General features: G+C 37.7%; 20 protein-coding genes. All 20 read right to left on the reverse strand.

The window, feature by feature from the left end:
- Position 1: 1 nt before the first annotated feature.
- A complete protein-coding gene (locus tag ASG01_RS09305; RefSeq protein ID WP_055863028.1) occupies positions 2–832 on the reverse strand; it encodes a hypothetical protein in 831 nt (276 codons plus the stop codon).
- A complete protein-coding gene (locus tag ASG01_RS16305) occupies positions 829–954 on the reverse strand; it encodes a hypothetical protein (protein ID WP_262483865.1) in 126 nt (41 codons plus the stop codon). Before ASG01_RS16305 ends, ASG01_RS09305 begins: the two co-directional genes overlap by 4 nt.
- Complete coding sequence (locus ASG01_RS09310; RefSeq protein ID WP_055863030.1) at positions 951–2303, reverse strand: phage portal protein; 1353 nt, start codon at positions 2301–2303, stop codon at positions 951–953. Before ASG01_RS09310 ends, ASG01_RS16305 begins: the two co-directional genes overlap by 4 nt.
- A gap of 62 nt (positions 2304–2365) precedes the next feature.
- Positions 2366–3886: a phage terminase large subunit gene (locus ASG01_RS09315; protein ID WP_055863032.1), complete on the reverse strand. Its 1521-nt coding sequence runs from the start codon at positions 3884–3886 to the stop codon at positions 2366–2368.
- Entirely contained in the window at positions 3858–4358 is a 501-nt protein-coding gene (locus tag ASG01_RS09320) for a hypothetical protein (protein WP_055863034.1), read from the reverse strand. The genes ASG01_RS09315 and ASG01_RS09320 overlap by 29 nt, the downstream gene beginning before the upstream one ends.
- 142 nt (positions 4359–4500) lie before the next feature.
- Complete coding sequence (locus tag ASG01_RS16210; protein WP_238584533.1) at positions 4501–4644, reverse strand: hypothetical protein; 144 nt, start codon at positions 4642–4644, stop codon at positions 4501–4503.
- Between the two features lie 90 nt (positions 4645–4734).
- Positions 4735–5661: a hypothetical protein gene (locus tag ASG01_RS09325; RefSeq protein ID WP_055863035.1), complete on the reverse strand. Its 927-nt coding sequence runs from the start codon at positions 5659–5661 to the stop codon at positions 4735–4737.
- Between the two features lie 21 nt (positions 5662–5682).
- Positions 5683–6255, reverse strand: a complete 573-nt coding sequence (locus ASG01_RS09330) for an NUMOD4 domain-containing protein (RefSeq protein WP_055863037.1) — start codon at positions 6253–6255, stop codon at positions 5683–5685.
- A 121-nt stretch (positions 6256–6376) separates the two neighbouring features.
- Complete coding sequence (locus tag ASG01_RS09335) at positions 6377–6574, reverse strand: hypothetical protein (protein ID WP_055863039.1); 198 nt, start codon at positions 6572–6574, stop codon at positions 6377–6379.
- Positions 6571–7725 (reverse strand): DNA methyltransferase, encoded by a 1155-nt coding sequence (locus ASG01_RS09340; RefSeq protein ID WP_055863041.1) that lies wholly within the window; start codon positions 7723–7725, stop codon positions 6571–6573. The genes ASG01_RS09335 and ASG01_RS09340 overlap by 4 nt, the downstream gene beginning before the upstream one ends.
- Entirely contained in the window at positions 7722–8156 is a 435-nt protein-coding gene (locus tag ASG01_RS09345) for a RusA family crossover junction endodeoxyribonuclease (RefSeq protein ID WP_055863043.1), read from the reverse strand. Before ASG01_RS09345 ends, ASG01_RS09340 begins: the two co-directional genes overlap by 4 nt.
- On the reverse strand, positions 8153–8290 hold the full coding sequence (locus tag ASG01_RS15985) for a hypothetical protein (protein WP_157844187.1): 138 nt from the start codon (positions 8288–8290) through the stop codon (positions 8153–8155). The genes ASG01_RS09345 and ASG01_RS15985 overlap by 4 nt, the downstream gene beginning before the upstream one ends.
- The gene (locus ASG01_RS09350) at positions 8283–8714 is read right to left on the reverse strand and encodes a hypothetical protein (protein WP_055863044.1); all 432 of its coding nucleotides are present in this window, start codon (positions 8712–8714) and stop codon (positions 8283–8285) included. Before ASG01_RS09350 ends, ASG01_RS15985 begins: the two co-directional genes overlap by 8 nt.
- On the reverse strand, positions 8689–9735 hold the full coding sequence (locus ASG01_RS09355) for a hypothetical protein (protein ID WP_238584534.1): 1047 nt from the start codon (positions 9733–9735) through the stop codon (positions 8689–8691). The genes ASG01_RS09350 and ASG01_RS09355 overlap by 26 nt, the downstream gene beginning before the upstream one ends.
- A 35-nt stretch (positions 9736–9770) precedes the next feature.
- On the reverse strand, positions 9771–10541 hold the full coding sequence (locus tag ASG01_RS09360; protein WP_238584535.1) for a conserved phage C-terminal domain-containing protein: 771 nt from the start codon (positions 10539–10541) through the stop codon (positions 9771–9773).
- 6 nt (positions 10542–10547) lie between these two features.
- The gene (locus ASG01_RS09365) at positions 10548–11759 is read right to left on the reverse strand and encodes a DEAD/DEAH box helicase (protein WP_082498339.1); all 1212 of its coding nucleotides are present in this window, start codon (positions 11757–11759) and stop codon (positions 10548–10550) included.
- A 1-nt stretch (position 11760) separates the two neighbouring features.
- Positions 11761–12360, reverse strand: coding sequence for a hypothetical protein (locus ASG01_RS09370; RefSeq protein ID WP_055863050.1), 600 nt, complete (start codon positions 12358–12360; stop codon positions 11761–11763).
- Position 12361: 1 nt separating this feature from the next.
- Entirely contained in the window at positions 12362–12529 is a 168-nt protein-coding gene (locus ASG01_RS15990; protein ID WP_157844188.1) for a hypothetical protein, read from the reverse strand.
- Positions 12526–12963 carry a hypothetical protein gene (locus ASG01_RS09375; protein WP_055863052.1) on the reverse strand — a complete coding sequence of 146 codons (438 nt, stop codon included), beginning with the start codon at positions 12961–12963 and terminating at the stop codon, positions 12526–12528. The genes ASG01_RS15990 and ASG01_RS09375 overlap by 4 nt, the downstream gene beginning before the upstream one ends.
- Positions 12932–13948, reverse strand: coding sequence for a PD-(D/E)XK nuclease-like domain-containing protein (locus ASG01_RS09380; protein ID WP_055863054.1), 1017 nt, complete (start codon positions 13946–13948; stop codon positions 12932–12934). The genes ASG01_RS09375 and ASG01_RS09380 overlap by 32 nt, the downstream gene beginning before the upstream one ends.
- Position 13949: the final 1 nt, after the last annotated feature.

Below are 13949 nucleotides of genomic sequence, written 5' to 3' on the forward strand. Positions count from 1 at the left end.
TTTAGTAAAAGTTTGGGTTTAATAATTTCTTTGTTTGTTCACTTTTCGGAGTGGCTTCCACCGGGTCCGCTTTCGTTGAAGTGTCGGCGACGGGTTCAACTGATATTGTTGGCGTGGCGGGATTGCTCCCTTTTAATACCGCACTGTTTTCTATAATCTTCTGCTCAATTACTGCGAAGAAATAACCATAGTTATCTACATCATCTTTATTGACAATATCCGGGTAATACTTATCCCAGATTTCTTTTTCTTCTTTTGCCCAATCAGCTTCGCTATTAACAGCCATTTCAATTGATACATACCTAAGTCCGGATGAATGGTTTCTTACTTTTCCTTTGATATATTTACCAAACATGAAAGGATTAGTTTCTTTTTCTACATTCGAATGCATTACCAAACAATTGGTTGATCCTTCGTAATCAAATCCCAGTTCTTTCCATGTCTTTTTCTCTACAGTAAAGAAAACATCATCTGAAATTAACTTGTCAAACCTCATTTGATGCTCCTGTAGGTGGAGTCCATCCTTAGTATTTTTAGCTGTTCTATTCCAGCTTTCAGATATTGAAACATCATTATGAGAATCAAAATAAAAACATGCATTAGAAACAGCTACAACTTTAATTTTACTATAACTTGATAAGTCTATAATTGTATCAGCTTTTACAACTTCTTTATTTTCATTTTCAACCGTACCGAAATATTGAACAGCATCAGCGTATTTGATTGCTGACTTCTTTTTTTCAATAATGAATTTCTTATTTAAAATCAATTCTTTAAACGCTTCTTCTGAAGTGCTAAAGGTTTTATCTGGAAATTCTTTTAACGTGATCATTTTCGTACGGTTTTATCTTTGGAAATAATTTCTTTCTTTTTCTGTAGGTCAGCTTTCAATCGCGGATCGATGTTGTCATCTTCTTTCAGAATCTTCTCAATGTCTTTTACTATATTTTTCATGCTTTAATCATTAAATGGTCATTAAACTGATTTACTCTGATGAACTCTTCCCAGGTTAGTTGTGGTTTGATTAAAATCATTTGATTGAAAACTGTGATCGCTTTCTCCAAGGCTCCGGCTCTCATCAAAAATCCTTCGTTTTCCAACTTCTTTTTCGTTTCGGCTACAGATGGTATGTGATCGTATCTGCCAACAAGTTTTGTTCTGCGAGAAAGGAAATAAGATTCTGCTTTGTTCTCAAGTGAGTTGAGCCAGTTATCAGTAATACTTTTTACACCACCGAGAATCAGCCGTGCTTCGCTGAACTGTTTATTTTCGTAGGTAGAATCGCCGAAAAAATCTTTTGGAATTAAATAGCAGTTTCTAATATCTTCCTTTGCAGATTCTTTCATCTCGATCATCTGCATTTTCTTATTATCGCGGGTAAGATCATGAAGATCTAAAGGTTCAGTGGTCACGACAATATCACCGACTTTACCAGATTTCATTCCGTAGCGACCGTGACCGTTTAATTTATACTCTGTATCATTTTTCTGATCTCCGCTCAGTGGTGCAACCGCTCCGGCTAAAGGCTGTTTTTTCGATAAAACTTTATTAACGTTATTCCCAGTCATGTGTTCCATTGAAGACTGTGCATTCAGCACTGTGTTCACAGATTTAATGATTGAAAAAATTCTGGCCATCGGCTTAAAGAACGTAGATTCGCTGTAACCTTTTTCTCCCCATCCGGCATTTGGTATTGTATCATAGAAAAAAGCAAGATCACCGAATTCGATGTTTCTGTGTTTATTATCAGCGAGATATTCTTTGATCTTTAATTCCTTAATATCTTTTCTTGAAAGGCTGTATTTGTTTTTGATAGCCGGAAAAGAAAGGTTTGTAAATTCCAGATTATACAGCAGTGGATTTACTCTAAGATTGCCGTTTTTAAAGAAATTACCGTGCTGATATACTACACCGGAAGCAAGGCAGTTGATCGTCATTTCCTTTATAAACTCTGTACGGCTCTGGAAAGGGTTCGGATTATTCAGCAATTTGATAAAATCAGAATCTTCTATCTCATTACCCTTTTCGTCTACTTCCATGATTTGCACCTGCGAAGCGAAATCAGCGTACAGGTTAATACAGTCCTGGAGAAATAAAGTATTTGCGTAGTAGTATTTGAGATTCTCTTTAGGTCTGGCGTAAGTATCGCCGATGCCTAATAATGAAAGCGGACCATGTACATTATCAAGGAACGTATAAGCGTGGGTGCCGTCTTCAAGACGTTCATATGCAACGCTGCTTCCACTTTTATAGGCGGTTTTAGCAGCAGAAAAAGCATTATCGATCTTAGTAAGAATTCCCACACAAATAGTTTGTGTTCAAAACTAATTCACTTATTTTCTGGTCTTGTTGATTATAGGTGATTTTAGAAACTTAAACCTAAATATTCTTTGATTCCCCACACACAATATTCAAGAGCGTTCATAAAGTGATCATTCTTTTTGATCGGCTTTTCGGTAGATTTATCGTTGATATATTCCCACTGATAGTTATCAAGTTCAAATTCAAACTGACTGCTTAGCGATACGCCTTCCGAGTTCTCCGGAAGATCAGAGACAAAACAAAACCGTGCATTACTCATGAATTCAAACCTTGCTTTGTAGGTTGGTTTTGATGTTGGTATTGCATTGATGTTGTAAAGTGTTCGCAGATCGTTGGTCATCGATATATTACTTCCGGCTTCCTTGTCGGCAGAATCTGCCCACAAATAGGTTACAGCTCCCACAATACAGCCTTTAGAGATCAGGACTTCACCGAGCGGTGCGGTCATGTCATTCATCGGCTGATATAAACAAGGTTTGACGTAGAAAGTACGGTCACCGTCAAATTTAACTTTTAGAAATGCTGAAGGTCTGGCAGAACCATAATCGAGACCCTGATATTCGCGACCGCTGATTCTGTCGTATGTTTCTAAGCTGCACGGTTTGAAATTGTGATGTATTTTGCGCGGGTTTTCTGCTTTTAATCCTAATCCATAGGTAATCCATTTAAAAACATTGATCGTTCCGTTTTCCTGATTGGATTTATGTACAGGTGGCTGATGCTTTTCGGTTACAGGTTTACCTTTGTACATAATCACACCGTCTATTACTTCATAGCTTCCAGATTCCCACGGTTCGTAACCAAGGATCTTTCTTTTCTGCTCTGGTGGACAGAATGGATTTTCTTTGAAAGTGGAATAGATAATTTTGCAGCGCGGGTTTTTCTTTACTTTCTCCGCCCAGCGTATGCCGAGCGGGTTTACATCGACAATGATCTGGTTTGCTCTCTGGTCGATCTGGTCAAATTCATCCTCGCTGATGTTATACGGTTCATTTAGCCATGCAATATCCTGACTGGTTCCGTGAGCGTTTGTCTGATCGGCTCCTTTAGGAGAAATGATTGAGCCGTTGGAGAAATGTATTGGTGCGGTATTCTTTGCGAGTTTGATATTCCTGCCGGATAATGGAATCAGTTTCCGGAAGTCGTTCCAGATTGAAGCGGTCAAAGCTTCACGCGTATCTCTCCAGATATTTATGTGAAGATTTGGCTTTGTCTCACATTCCCGCAAACACCATTCTTCTAAACTCCAAGATTTTGAACTTCGGGAAGTACCTTCGTGAAAGATGTATTTGTAACGTGGGAAAGCTCCGTAGTCTTCATCATTGCAGTAAGCATAGAACAGATCACATTCGTAGGGAAGAATTTTTGTTTTGCCAGTTCCGGCAGTATATTTCTTTTCAGGAATTTTAATCAAAACTTCTGTTGCAAGAGCCGAATCACCGTCATCAATGAAAACACGCCCACTTGAATCAAATAGGCGTATTCTTAACGATGCGAAACGGTCATGTCTGACAAAAACCCATGTCACACCGTATTTACTCTTCTTCTTCAGGTTTGAGTTCATTTTTTAAGTCTTCATAGGTTTTGCCATCTGGCATCACCAAAGGAATGGAAGTATTATTAAGCTTCTGGCCATCCGTAGTAACATCGAGTTTATCGCCGTATTTTTTAGGATTAAGTTTGGATACTAGCCACTTTCGGGCATCATATCTTAATCGGCTGCGCTGAATTAATTCGTAATTAGGTTTTTTATCTAAAACAATTTCAGATGCTTCTCCTTCGCCGATATCCATTCCTACGTAATCGCACGATGTATCATCGACAATATCAAGCATTTCATCAAGTAAGGCTTCTGCACGGTCTTCACACGCGCGCGCGTATCGTTTTATTTTCTCTGCATCAGCATCTAACCATTCATAGAAAGTTTTCGAAGATGGCCCTATTTCCTTCAATGTTTTACGTAATGATTTTCCTTCCTCAATTGCATCGAGAATGGAATCAAACTTCTTTTCTATTTCTTCTGGTGAGTAAGCCATTACTTTTTATTTACTGTCTTTCGCTATTACTTTAGTTTTCGCTGCTTCCAACGACTTTAATTTTATTTCGTATTCGTTATCTCCGTAGATAGCATCATCTGTCTTTGTCCAATTGGATTTTATTTCTTCTAAACTCAAAATATTATTTTTTAAAACTTGATGTAAATTGATCTAATGATTTTTTAAATCCTTTTTCACAACAAAACATTTTTTTGCCTCCTTTAATATTCGCTTCGTAACGCTTGTTGTCACATTCTTCTTTTTTACAAACTTTATATACTATCATCGTCTTTTATTTTTAGGTTTAATAAATTTAGGTTTCAAATTCTTTTTGCCGTTGGGGAGTAAGCCGTATTTCTTCATCGGGAATTAGTTATTAAGTGAAACATTGACAAGGGAATAAATCCTCAATATCCATTTTTGTAAATCGTTTTGCTGACTTCCAGAAAATATGAGCAGGGATATGTTCATTTGCGGGAATTCCTGCCATTTTCATTTTGCTGAAATCACTTTCCCAATCATTCAGAAAGCCTTCCTTGTGGATTGAATAACCTATTGTTTCTTCTGATTGTATTCCACGTTGAAAGGTTTCGTAATCATGAACATAAACGCAGTACCAATGTTGTTTTCCAGCCTTCAACCATCCAATGCAATTCGCATGTTTCCATACCGTGTATGTATTTGGCGGCTCAATTCCGATTTCTTTTGTTGAAACTATCGTACGCTCCCAAGAATTGAGGTCAGTATAATTTTCTATTTGCGCAATCTTTTTAGGATTTTTCGCACCAGATTTTTGTAAATAATTTAAAAGGGCTTCAAATCTTCCATTACCCCATAAAGCAAGTGGGTAATCAGAAGCTATTCCGCTGTCATTAAGAATTGTTTTTCTTCGATCAACTCGGTCTAATTCTTCTGCATCAAAGCCATAATAAACGCAGATAAATTCCTTTTCAAGCGTCTCTAAATATTCGTAAAAAGGCTCTGTTTTTAATCGGCTTGTGCAAATAATCTGGCGACCATATGGATTAACAAAAGTTCCCGCTTCCTCACAAACTTCAAATTGGTTCGGAATTAAATTTTCATCTTGAATACCTTTGATATTAGCAAACGTAATTTCTAAACCTAAATAATCAGCAACCTCTCTTTTAAACCTTTTAATGTCTGCATTTTCGTATCTGGGATTAATGTTATGATTAACCAAAACAACGTTTTCATTGCCATATCTGCGCACCGCTTCAATAGCAACGATTGCTGACGAGTGACCACCAGAATAGCAAATTATATGTTTGATTTGAGATTTCATATCCTCTATTATTCAAGCCTCTCAATTAATATTCTTCCAAGTCTTACCGCTCACTATTTTCTGAATGGAAACCTGTGCTACGCCATACTGACTGGCAAGATCTTTCTGCTTTATTCCTTCACCGAAGCTTTTTCTTATTTCAAGAACTTTAGACGGTGACAGCTTTGCCATTCCATTGAGATCTCCGGTTCCATGATTGGCGGGAAATCTTCTGTTTGCAAATGCTTCCTTTGTGCTGTCTTTTTTTGAAGTCCACCGAAGATTTGATACGACATCAAAACGGCAGTTTCCATCGAGATATCTAACTACTTCATTCTCTTCAGGTGGTCGCAGGAAAACCGTTGCGCAGAGCCTTCCGCATAATGGATTCTTTCTCTTTCCGCGTTTGCAGATAAGCGTGACTTTGTATTTTCCCGATGAGTAACTCTTTTTGATGATATTTACCTTTCCGGATCTCTCGTAGATGATCGATTTCACTCTCGAATAATTGGAGATCATGTATCGGTCTTTATATCCGGGAATATCTGACCATATCTCGCCTGGGAAAGATTCTATATTTGTGCTAAGCGTATCTTTTATAGTGGGTTGGTACATCTGGAAAATTTAAAAAACCCGACCGACAATCTGCCAGTCGGGATAACCATAACATAAAATATCACATGAAAACTGTAGAAACAAATATACGAAATTTGTTTATAAAACATCTATTGGATGTTTATTTAATTAAAAAAACTTCAGGTGCTTTTGGTTTCACAGCAATTTTCAAATGAGTGTATCGGTTCGGGATCTTGTCAAATGCGTAATGGTAGAACACCGCTTTATTCGCTTTCAGGTTACATATCCATACATCGCAGTCAGGATATCGCTGGCTTTGATCTGTGATCTCTACCCAGCTGTCGTTTTCGGTGATCATACTGCTTTCTGTTCTAAGAAGTCGAAGAGTGTCGGCATATTTAATTTTTCATGCATCGAACGAACATAGAATAATCCGTCTTTGTAATATTCAGAATTCAGTTCTACAGCTTTCGCTTTACGCCCTAACTTCAGAGATCTGGTAGGAACTGTCATCAATCCACCGAATGGCTCATAAACCGTTTCACCTTTCATTGAAAATAATTCGATTAACCGGTCAACAATATCGATTTGAAGCGGGCAAATATGCTTTTCCTTTTTGTTGGAAACCTGGCGTGCATTCAAGGTATTCATTCTGTTTACATCGGTCCATACAAAATCATTATTTGAGTGAGGTGGAATGGTCATGTACTCACGCGAGATCTTTCCTTTTTTCTCCAGCTCGGTAGATAATCTTAAATGATTTTCAAAAGTGTAAAGACCTTCATCATTGTATTGCTTCCAGATTTTCCAAACTTCTTTCAGATCCTTATCTTTCAATTCATCGATATCTAAGTAATGATCTCCGGAGCTTCTCCAATAAGCATGCGCATCTAATTGCCATCTTTCAACCGGATATTCCTCTTTTTCCTTGAAAATCGGAAGATCTGAATAAGCGTTATCGGCATTTGTAGGTGCTTTTCTGAATAGCAGAACATATTCCGGCATGCCAACCCCCATCTTAGAACCGTCTTTACATTTTTCTGAATGACCAAGTCTGTAAGTTTGGTTATTTTCCCTAACCACATCAGTTGTGATAGTGATTTTACCAATCAGATGAAATCCATGTTTTTTAAACGATCTCACGGTATCGCCGCTGAAATCATCCATTGAAGTGAATGAAGTTCCGTTTTGGTAAGAATAACGGATTCTGTCTTTCACATGAACTGCAGCAATTCGACCGGGAATCAACATCCGGAATAAGTTCGGTACTAAATAATCCATTTGATTAAAAAATCCTTCATTATCGATGTTGTGACCGAAATCATTGTAATTATCAGAGTACTCATAATGATTTCCGAAAGAAGCGAATATTGCACGTCTCCCACCTCTTAAAGTCCAGCTGCAGATATCCCTCTGATGATCTTTTGCAATCTCCGGAATCCAGTTCGGTTCAAATCCGTAATCTTCAGAAATGATTACTTTCGATTTTATAAATTCTTCGTATTTCATAACTCTTCAAATTCTAATTCAATTCTCGGTACCAGACCATATATTTTCTCACTTTCTACTTTCGCGATCACAGCATCATCGGTGAAAACAATTCCGTTCAGCGCATCAATTGTGCCCTTCATCAGATTGTCTGTCAGATCCGGCTTTGTGGTTTTGTAGACGATACATCCTGTTGAAATCGCGTTCAGTTTTGCTTTGGTAAATCCTTTCAGCGTAGGAAATACAAATAATGCCTTTACTCTTATTGCCGTGCTGAAGGGTATAAAATCTGGCGGAAGCTGCGCTTTTGCATCGTAGGCGATGTTTCTTTCATTCTGCACCACTTCTTTAGATTGGTATTTTTGCAGGAAGGCGGCACCGTTTTTTCCTTTTCGTATTCCAAACCTCGCAGATTGTTTTGGCTGGGGAATTCCTAATATTTTAAGTTTCATTTCGCTTTTTTGTAATTAAGTTTCTTTTCTTCTCGGTTCTTCTGGTATATTTCCTGAAATGGTTTCAGCCATTCAGTTTTTTGCTTCGCCAGATTTTCTATGATCTGCATTGGTTTCTGGAGTTGCTTAGCCATTATGCTTGTATTTTTCAAGTTCACCGCGCAGCTGTGCATTTTCGGATCGAAGTTTAAAACATTCCGATGCGTACCGGTTTTTCAATTCATAAAGCGCTACGCTTACCGACTGAATAAAATTCAGATTGTAAATGATTTCGCGCATCTGTTTATACCAACCTCTCTTTTGATTTTCAAACATGGCTAAAACTTCCTTTTCGTTTGCTTCATCTGTTCCTTTCATCAAAGTTCCTCGCGCTTTCGTCATGGCTTTCTGATCGCTTTGCAAAAGAAAGTTTTCAAGTTTTCCAACCGAATCAAACAGTCTTTCGTTTACGTTTTGCTGTGTGTCCCGATCGTCGTAGGTGTGGATTCTACTATCCCATCCCTCACAATAATTTTTAAAAGCTTCAACTTCTTTAGAATGGAAAGTCGTCTTCGTCATCTTGTTCAATTTTTAATTGTGTTTGGAAAGCCTGATCCGGCGTTACTCTAATTTGTTTTACATCAACATCGCTGCTGTTTGGTCTGCGATCATAGAATTTTACACATTCCGCAAACCTGAAAAAATCCTTTCCATCCTCGAAATAATTTTCATAGTACCTACGGCTTCTCCAGTCGTAGTAAATGTCATAAACTCCCCATTTTGCGATGCCTTCAGGTTTTACTTTCAGGATGTGGATATTGGTCTGATTTTCCATTACAACAGGATTTCCATCACTGCCATCGTTAGGCTCAGGCCGGTGAACAAGAATCTGCAACATCGCTTTCCGGTTGTTATTTTTACCACCGTAGAACTCATCTGCGAGTGCTAAAAGTTTTCTCCGCTTTCCTGTTTTCTGATCCACAGTTTTTGAGGTTTCAGAAACGTGGTTCACGATAATATCAAAACGATTATTTTCTTCAGCTTCGAGGTTAATTCGGTTTAAAACTCTTAGAACTTCATCTGCTTTCGGTTGAAAATCATCAACATCGTAAATCGGATCAATCACCAGGCTGTCAAACTTTATCTCCATTAACTCTTCCATCTTCGCCAGCTGCTGATAAATATTTTCGAGAGTTTGATACTTAGAATCCTTTCGGTCCTGCTTGAAAATAAACAGGTGATTTCTCATAAAATACTCGGCTTCATCAGCTTCATCATCGCTCATTGCAAAACTGTTTACACTGCCATCAGGTTTTATTTTCGTGTATGGCTTCCCTTGGTAAAGTCCGCAGAACTGTGTAAAAACCTTTTCGACATCTCCACTTTCAGTGGTAAACAAAGCAACTTTGAATTTGTGCTTTTCAATCATCTGCATCACCATTTCGTTTGTTACCTGGGATTTACCGTGGTTCGGCTCCCCACCCAGCAGCAAAGTGCATTTTCGCGAACCCATGAGATACTTTCCTTCGTTGTATTGGTTCCAAGACTTAAACCCAAAATTAACAGGTGAAAGTTCTCCCTTCTCTCGTAACTCGCGCATTTTGCGCTGAATACGACCATCTAATTCTACGAAACTCATACTGCCCAAGGCCCTAAAGCCACTTGTTTTTGAGATTTATCAGGTTTTTCTTTTCCATGCACGCTGATGCCGCTGTACTTGTCGATAGTTTCTGCTCTGCTGAAAAATTCAGGTGTGAGATACTGGAATTTATTCTCGATATGATAATCGTTTTTAACCGCATTTTTGACAGCGGACCTGATATCGTCTTTGGAATAACCTTCGCGGAGTCTGGCTTTGAATTTTTTCTTTACCGTTTCGTTTATGGTTTTGAAGTTCCTGCCTGTAGATTTGGAAATGAAAGAAAGTAGACTTGCAAAGTCGATAGTATTTATTTCTTTTTCTTTTTTACTTTCTATTTCTCTTTCTATTTCTAAAGGTGGGTTTTTTAGGTTTTCCTGTTGGGTTTTTTCGCTGGGTTTTTGGTTTAGTTCAGTATCCTTTTTATCGTCTATCTTTTCAACGATTTTAGGTCTACCTCCAAGTTTTCCATTTTCCCGGGCAGCTTCAGATTTTGTCAGTCTCTTTCGGATTGAATCCATCCACCATTTACCATCAGAATCAACAACTATAAACTCAATGAGTTTTTTGTATTCTTCATCGCTTAGATTGATGTTAAAATCATCGATTAGATATTCGCGGTTCATTAGAACGGGCTTACCTTCTTTGTACATGAGATCAAATAATTCTCTGATCGCATAACGTACCATCGGGAATCGCTTTAGCCGTTTAAATGTTTCGCTTGTCCACCAATCCTGCGGGTACCAAGTATATCCTAATTGTGACATTGTATTTTATTTTTGAAATGGCACGTTTGTTAACTGCCTTCCGTTATTACTGATAAAGAATAATCCTGTCGGTGTCTGCTCAATCTTCATTGTTTCAATCTTTCCAAAGAAGCTTACATTTCCACCCAAATCAACAATCCATGCATTTTCCTTCTTTGGAGAAATTCTCATTGCTCTGCCTACAATTTGATAGTACAGCGCTAAAGACATTGTGCTTCTGGCAATTAGCACACATTCGAGTTCAGGATAATCAAAACCGGTTGTCAGTACGCCCACATTCACCACACATTTAATTTTTCCAGATTTGAATTGAGCGAGAATTCTTTCTCTATCTTCTTTTTTGGTAGCACCTGTCAGGATAACCGCTCCCGGAATTCTTCTGGTCACGTTTTCAGCTTCCTCAATCAGCGAACAGAAAATCAAAAGGTTTGGTTTCTTCGCTAAAAGTCTGACTGAATATTTTACTATGATAGAAGGCATATCAATCACTTTATAATATCTTCTTAAAGATTGTTCGGTATAATCGGTACCGGAACTGTTAAGCTGAAGCATCGATCTGTCAACCACATTGAAGGAAAAATATTCGAGTTTTGATAAATACCCGTTATCAAATAATTCATTGTTTTGAACGTAGTAAAGAATATCGCTGAAGATCTTGGGTTTTGTTCTGTTTAAAAATTTAAGCTGCGCACCGAAACTGTCATTTGATAACCTGTAAGGTGTGGCAGTCAGTCCTAAAACTTTAGCATTTGGAAAAGATGAAATGAAATCATCATACATTCCGCCTTTTGAGTTCACTAAATGACATTCATCAATTATGATGTGCTCAACGCCTTCAAAAAGATGCTTTTTATTAATAATGCTTCCAATCGTACAGAAAGTTATCCGATCAACCTTTTTCTGCCCTGCTGATGCGCTGTACACAGATGCTTTATATCCACTGCTGATATACTTTGCAAAATTCTGTTCTAAGATTTCTTTTGAAGGTTGCAGAATAATTGTCTTTCCAGATAGTGGAGCAAGAATATTTGCGATAACCACAGATTTTCCCGCTCCTGTTGGAAGAATTAAAATCGTATTCTTTTTTGAATTGCTGTTAAAGAATGATACACCAGCTTCCACCGCCTCCTTCTGATATGGTCTTAGCGTGAATTTTGGTTTATCAGATACGTTAAACAAATCAGGCTCGTGAGTTTTTACGATTTCAGCTATTGACATCTTAATCTACTTTTGCGTTATCAAAATCATCATCGTTTTGATCTTCATCAAAATCCATTGCCAGCTGCTCAAATTGCGGAGCGGTTTTACCATCCATATAGGCTTCAACCTGCTCAATAACAATTTTTAATCGTTCCTTCAATTCTTCCACATACAGATAATTACTGTTGTCGATTTTAAGTTTAGGTGTGCTGAAAGTGATCGTACCCACACTTACCTCTTTTGATCCTGAAAGAATCACAGATTTATTTTCGTCGCTACCGGTAATTTTGAAAGAAGAAACAGTATAATTTTCCAGCTCCTCATGTTCTTCGAGTTCCTGAATTGGTGTTTGGTTATTAGACCAATGAAAGGCACCATCAACATGTGCAAGAAATACATCAAGCATTTTAAATGCTTCAAACATATCATCGTGTACGATGTGAACGCCTTTTCGGGTAAGCTCATCACCTTTCGTTAAGCCGTGCAGTAACTCGTAAGAATAATTGCAGGACATATCTTTTAAAACTGCAGATTTAATTTCAATCTGTTTTTCTTCCTGGTTTGCATAATCTGCCAATCTTTCCAGCTGATCTGCGTTGATGTTGATTACTTTTGTCATGTTATTCTAAGTCTTTAATGTTGCAGGGAAACCGATCCCCTTTTGTATTTTCGTATGTTACAGCATTGCCGCTGATGCTGATAATTTTTACACTGTCGCCCTTTTTACCCCATAGAAAATTTTTGTATTTATTATCTTTTTTAAGGGTTTTGGTTTCGCCGATAGTCATAGATCAATTTTTAATTGTTCGTCTGGCTCTGGGAGTGTGATGTTTAAAAAATCAAGTGCAAACTGTCGTATTTTCTGCTTAAACTCGAACTCCCACTCATACGTGTTCAGTCCAGTTGTTGATCGGGGAATGCGGATAAACTGCCCCGTGTCCTCGTTGATTTTCTCTTCATAATTGCAGTTAAGTTTTAAGATATCGTGAATCTCTGCTGCGCTTTTAAGTTCGCCCCATGAATCAGAAATTGCTCTTTGCAGAATGGGAATCCAGACACCCCAGTAAAATGAGTTTTCATTGTTCGAACGCTGTTTGTATTTGCGCTTAAAAACAAGCTTTATTTCTTTGCCTTCAAACTGCTTTACGGCTTCTTTGATGAGATCTTTATTCTGGCGGAAGTTTCCGTTTTCAATCCTCGTTTCGATCTCTATAGCCTTCATCGTAATCGTTTTCAAAAATTGCCATATCGAATCCTGGCGCCCATTTCGGTTTATAAATAGTATTACGTGATCTGAAAAAATTGTATGATTTGTTAAAGCCTTTTTCAGCGATCATTTTTTCAAGGCAGTGAATTAGAAAATCTACCTTTCTTTTGCAGTAATTAACGTATGCAGAATCAATCTCTAAAACTGTGTAATTTCCAACGGCATCAAAAACAATATGCTTTACGTTGGGATTAAAATTTCCGTACACTATCTCAAAACCTATTGCATAAACACCGATTTGAATATCATATCCAAATTTTACAAGATCACGCTCAAATTTATCAGGATGACAATCAGAAGCAAATTTTAAATCGTGAAAACCGTTTTTGTGGAAAGTGTCTAGAAAACACAGGAAGTTCCAGCCTTTGTAAGTAAATTCAAGTTTCTTCTGAAAGTCTTCAACAAGCATCAACTCATCGCAAACTTCATCTGATTCTTTTAGATTGTTTACAATACGTTTTGCCCTATCATAATGATCCTGTGAGATCACTTCTTTCCCCTTAATCAAAGCAATGATATAATGTTCCAAGCCCTCAGTTTTTACACGCGAGAATCCTTCCGCAATTGCTTCTTTAAATTTTGCTGCAAACAATTCATGAGTAAAAGTTTCAAGATTCATCTTATCCAAAACCAGATTAACAAATTCGTGCTGTTTATCTGTGGTTGGCGCGATGGCAACAATTGTAAATTTGTCATCAAATTTATCCTCGGTTAATAACAGGCAGTCCACGATAGAACCTAATGTCATTCCGCTGTTTCTTTGTTTTGGGTTGAGGAGTGCATCAATAAAGTTGATAGGACTTGACAGGTGCTTTAATTTTGAGTAAGAAAGTCTTAATTCTCTGCGTAAAAGCTTTCCGATAAGTTCGTATTTCGGATTTGATTCTTCCTGAATCATTGATGCATTGCTGTAGTCGATATTTTGTTTTGTGAGGCTCATT

Origin of the sequence: Chryseobacterium sp. Leaf180 (assembly GCF_001424585.1) — a bacterium.
Taxonomy (GTDB): Bacteria; Bacteroidota; Bacteroidia; order Flavobacteriales; family Weeksellaceae; genus Chryseobacterium.

Excerpts from the sequence above, each read along its gene's own strand:
- ASG01_RS09305 (WP_055863028.1), bottom strand. The coding sequence starts at position 832 with ATGATCACGTTAAAAGAATTTCCAGATAAAACCTTTAGCACTTCAGAA.
- ASG01_RS16305 (WP_262483865.1), bottom strand. The coding sequence starts at position 954 with ATGAAAAATATAGTAAAAGACATTGAGAAGATTCTGAAAGAAGATGAC.
- ASG01_RS09315 (WP_055863032.1), bottom strand. The coding sequence starts at position 3,886 with ATGAACTCAAACCTGAAGAAGAAGAGTAAATACGGTGTGACATGGGTT.
- ASG01_RS09320 (WP_055863034.1), bottom strand. The coding sequence starts at position 4,358 with ATGGCTTACTCACCAGAAGAAATAGAAAAGAAGTTTGATTCCATTCTC.
- ASG01_RS16210 (WP_238584533.1), bottom strand. The coding sequence starts at position 4,644 with ATGATAGTATATAAAGTTTGTAAAAAAGAAGAATGTGACAACAAGCGT.
- ASG01_RS09325 (WP_055863035.1), bottom strand. The coding sequence starts at position 5,661 with ATGAAATCTCAAATCAAACATATAATTTGCTATTCTGGTGGTCACTCG.
- ASG01_RS09330 (WP_055863037.1), bottom strand. The coding sequence starts at position 6,255 with ATGTACCAACCCACTATAAAAGATACGCTTAGCACAAATATAGAATCT.
- ASG01_RS09335 (WP_055863039.1), bottom strand. The coding sequence starts at position 6,574 with ATGATCACCGAAAACGACAGCTGGGTAGAGATCACAGATCAAAGCCAG.
- ASG01_RS09340 (WP_055863041.1), bottom strand. The coding sequence starts at position 7,725 with ATGAAATACGAAGAATTTATAAAATCGAAAGTAATCATTTCTGAAGAT.
- ASG01_RS09345 (WP_055863043.1), bottom strand. The coding sequence starts at position 8,156 with ATGAAACTTAAAATATTAGGAATTCCCCAGCCAAAACAATCTGCGAGG.
- ASG01_RS15985 (WP_157844187.1), bottom strand. The coding sequence starts at position 8,290 with ATGGCTAAGCAACTCCAGAAACCAATGCAGATCATAGAAAATCTGGCG.
- ASG01_RS09350 (WP_055863044.1), bottom strand. The coding sequence starts at position 8,714 with ATGACGAAGACGACTTTCCATTCTAAAGAAGTTGAAGCTTTTAAAAAT.
- ASG01_RS09355 (WP_238584534.1), bottom strand. The coding sequence starts at position 9,735 with ATGCGCGAGTTACGAGAGAAGGGAGAACTTTCACCTGTTAATTTTGGG.
- ASG01_RS09360 (WP_238584535.1), bottom strand. The coding sequence starts at position 10,541 with ATGTCACAATTAGGATATACTTGGTACCCGCAGGATTGGTGGACAAGC.
- ASG01_RS09365 (WP_082498339.1), bottom strand. The coding sequence starts at position 11,759 with ATGTCAATAGCTGAAATCGTAAAAACTCACGAGCCTGATTTGTTTAAC.
- ASG01_RS09370 (WP_055863050.1), bottom strand. The coding sequence starts at position 12,360 with ATGACAAAAGTAATCAACATCAACGCAGATCAGCTGGAAAGATTGGCA.
- ASG01_RS15990 (WP_157844188.1), bottom strand. The coding sequence starts at position 12,529 with ATGACTATCGGCGAAACCAAAACCCTTAAAAAAGATAATAAATACAAA.
- ASG01_RS09375 (WP_055863052.1), bottom strand. The coding sequence starts at position 12,963 with ATGAAGGCTATAGAGATCGAAACGAGGATTGAAAACGGAAACTTCCGC.
- ASG01_RS09380 (WP_055863054.1), bottom strand. The coding sequence starts at position 13,948 with ATGAGCCTCACAAAACAAAATATCGACTACAGCAATGCATCAATGATT.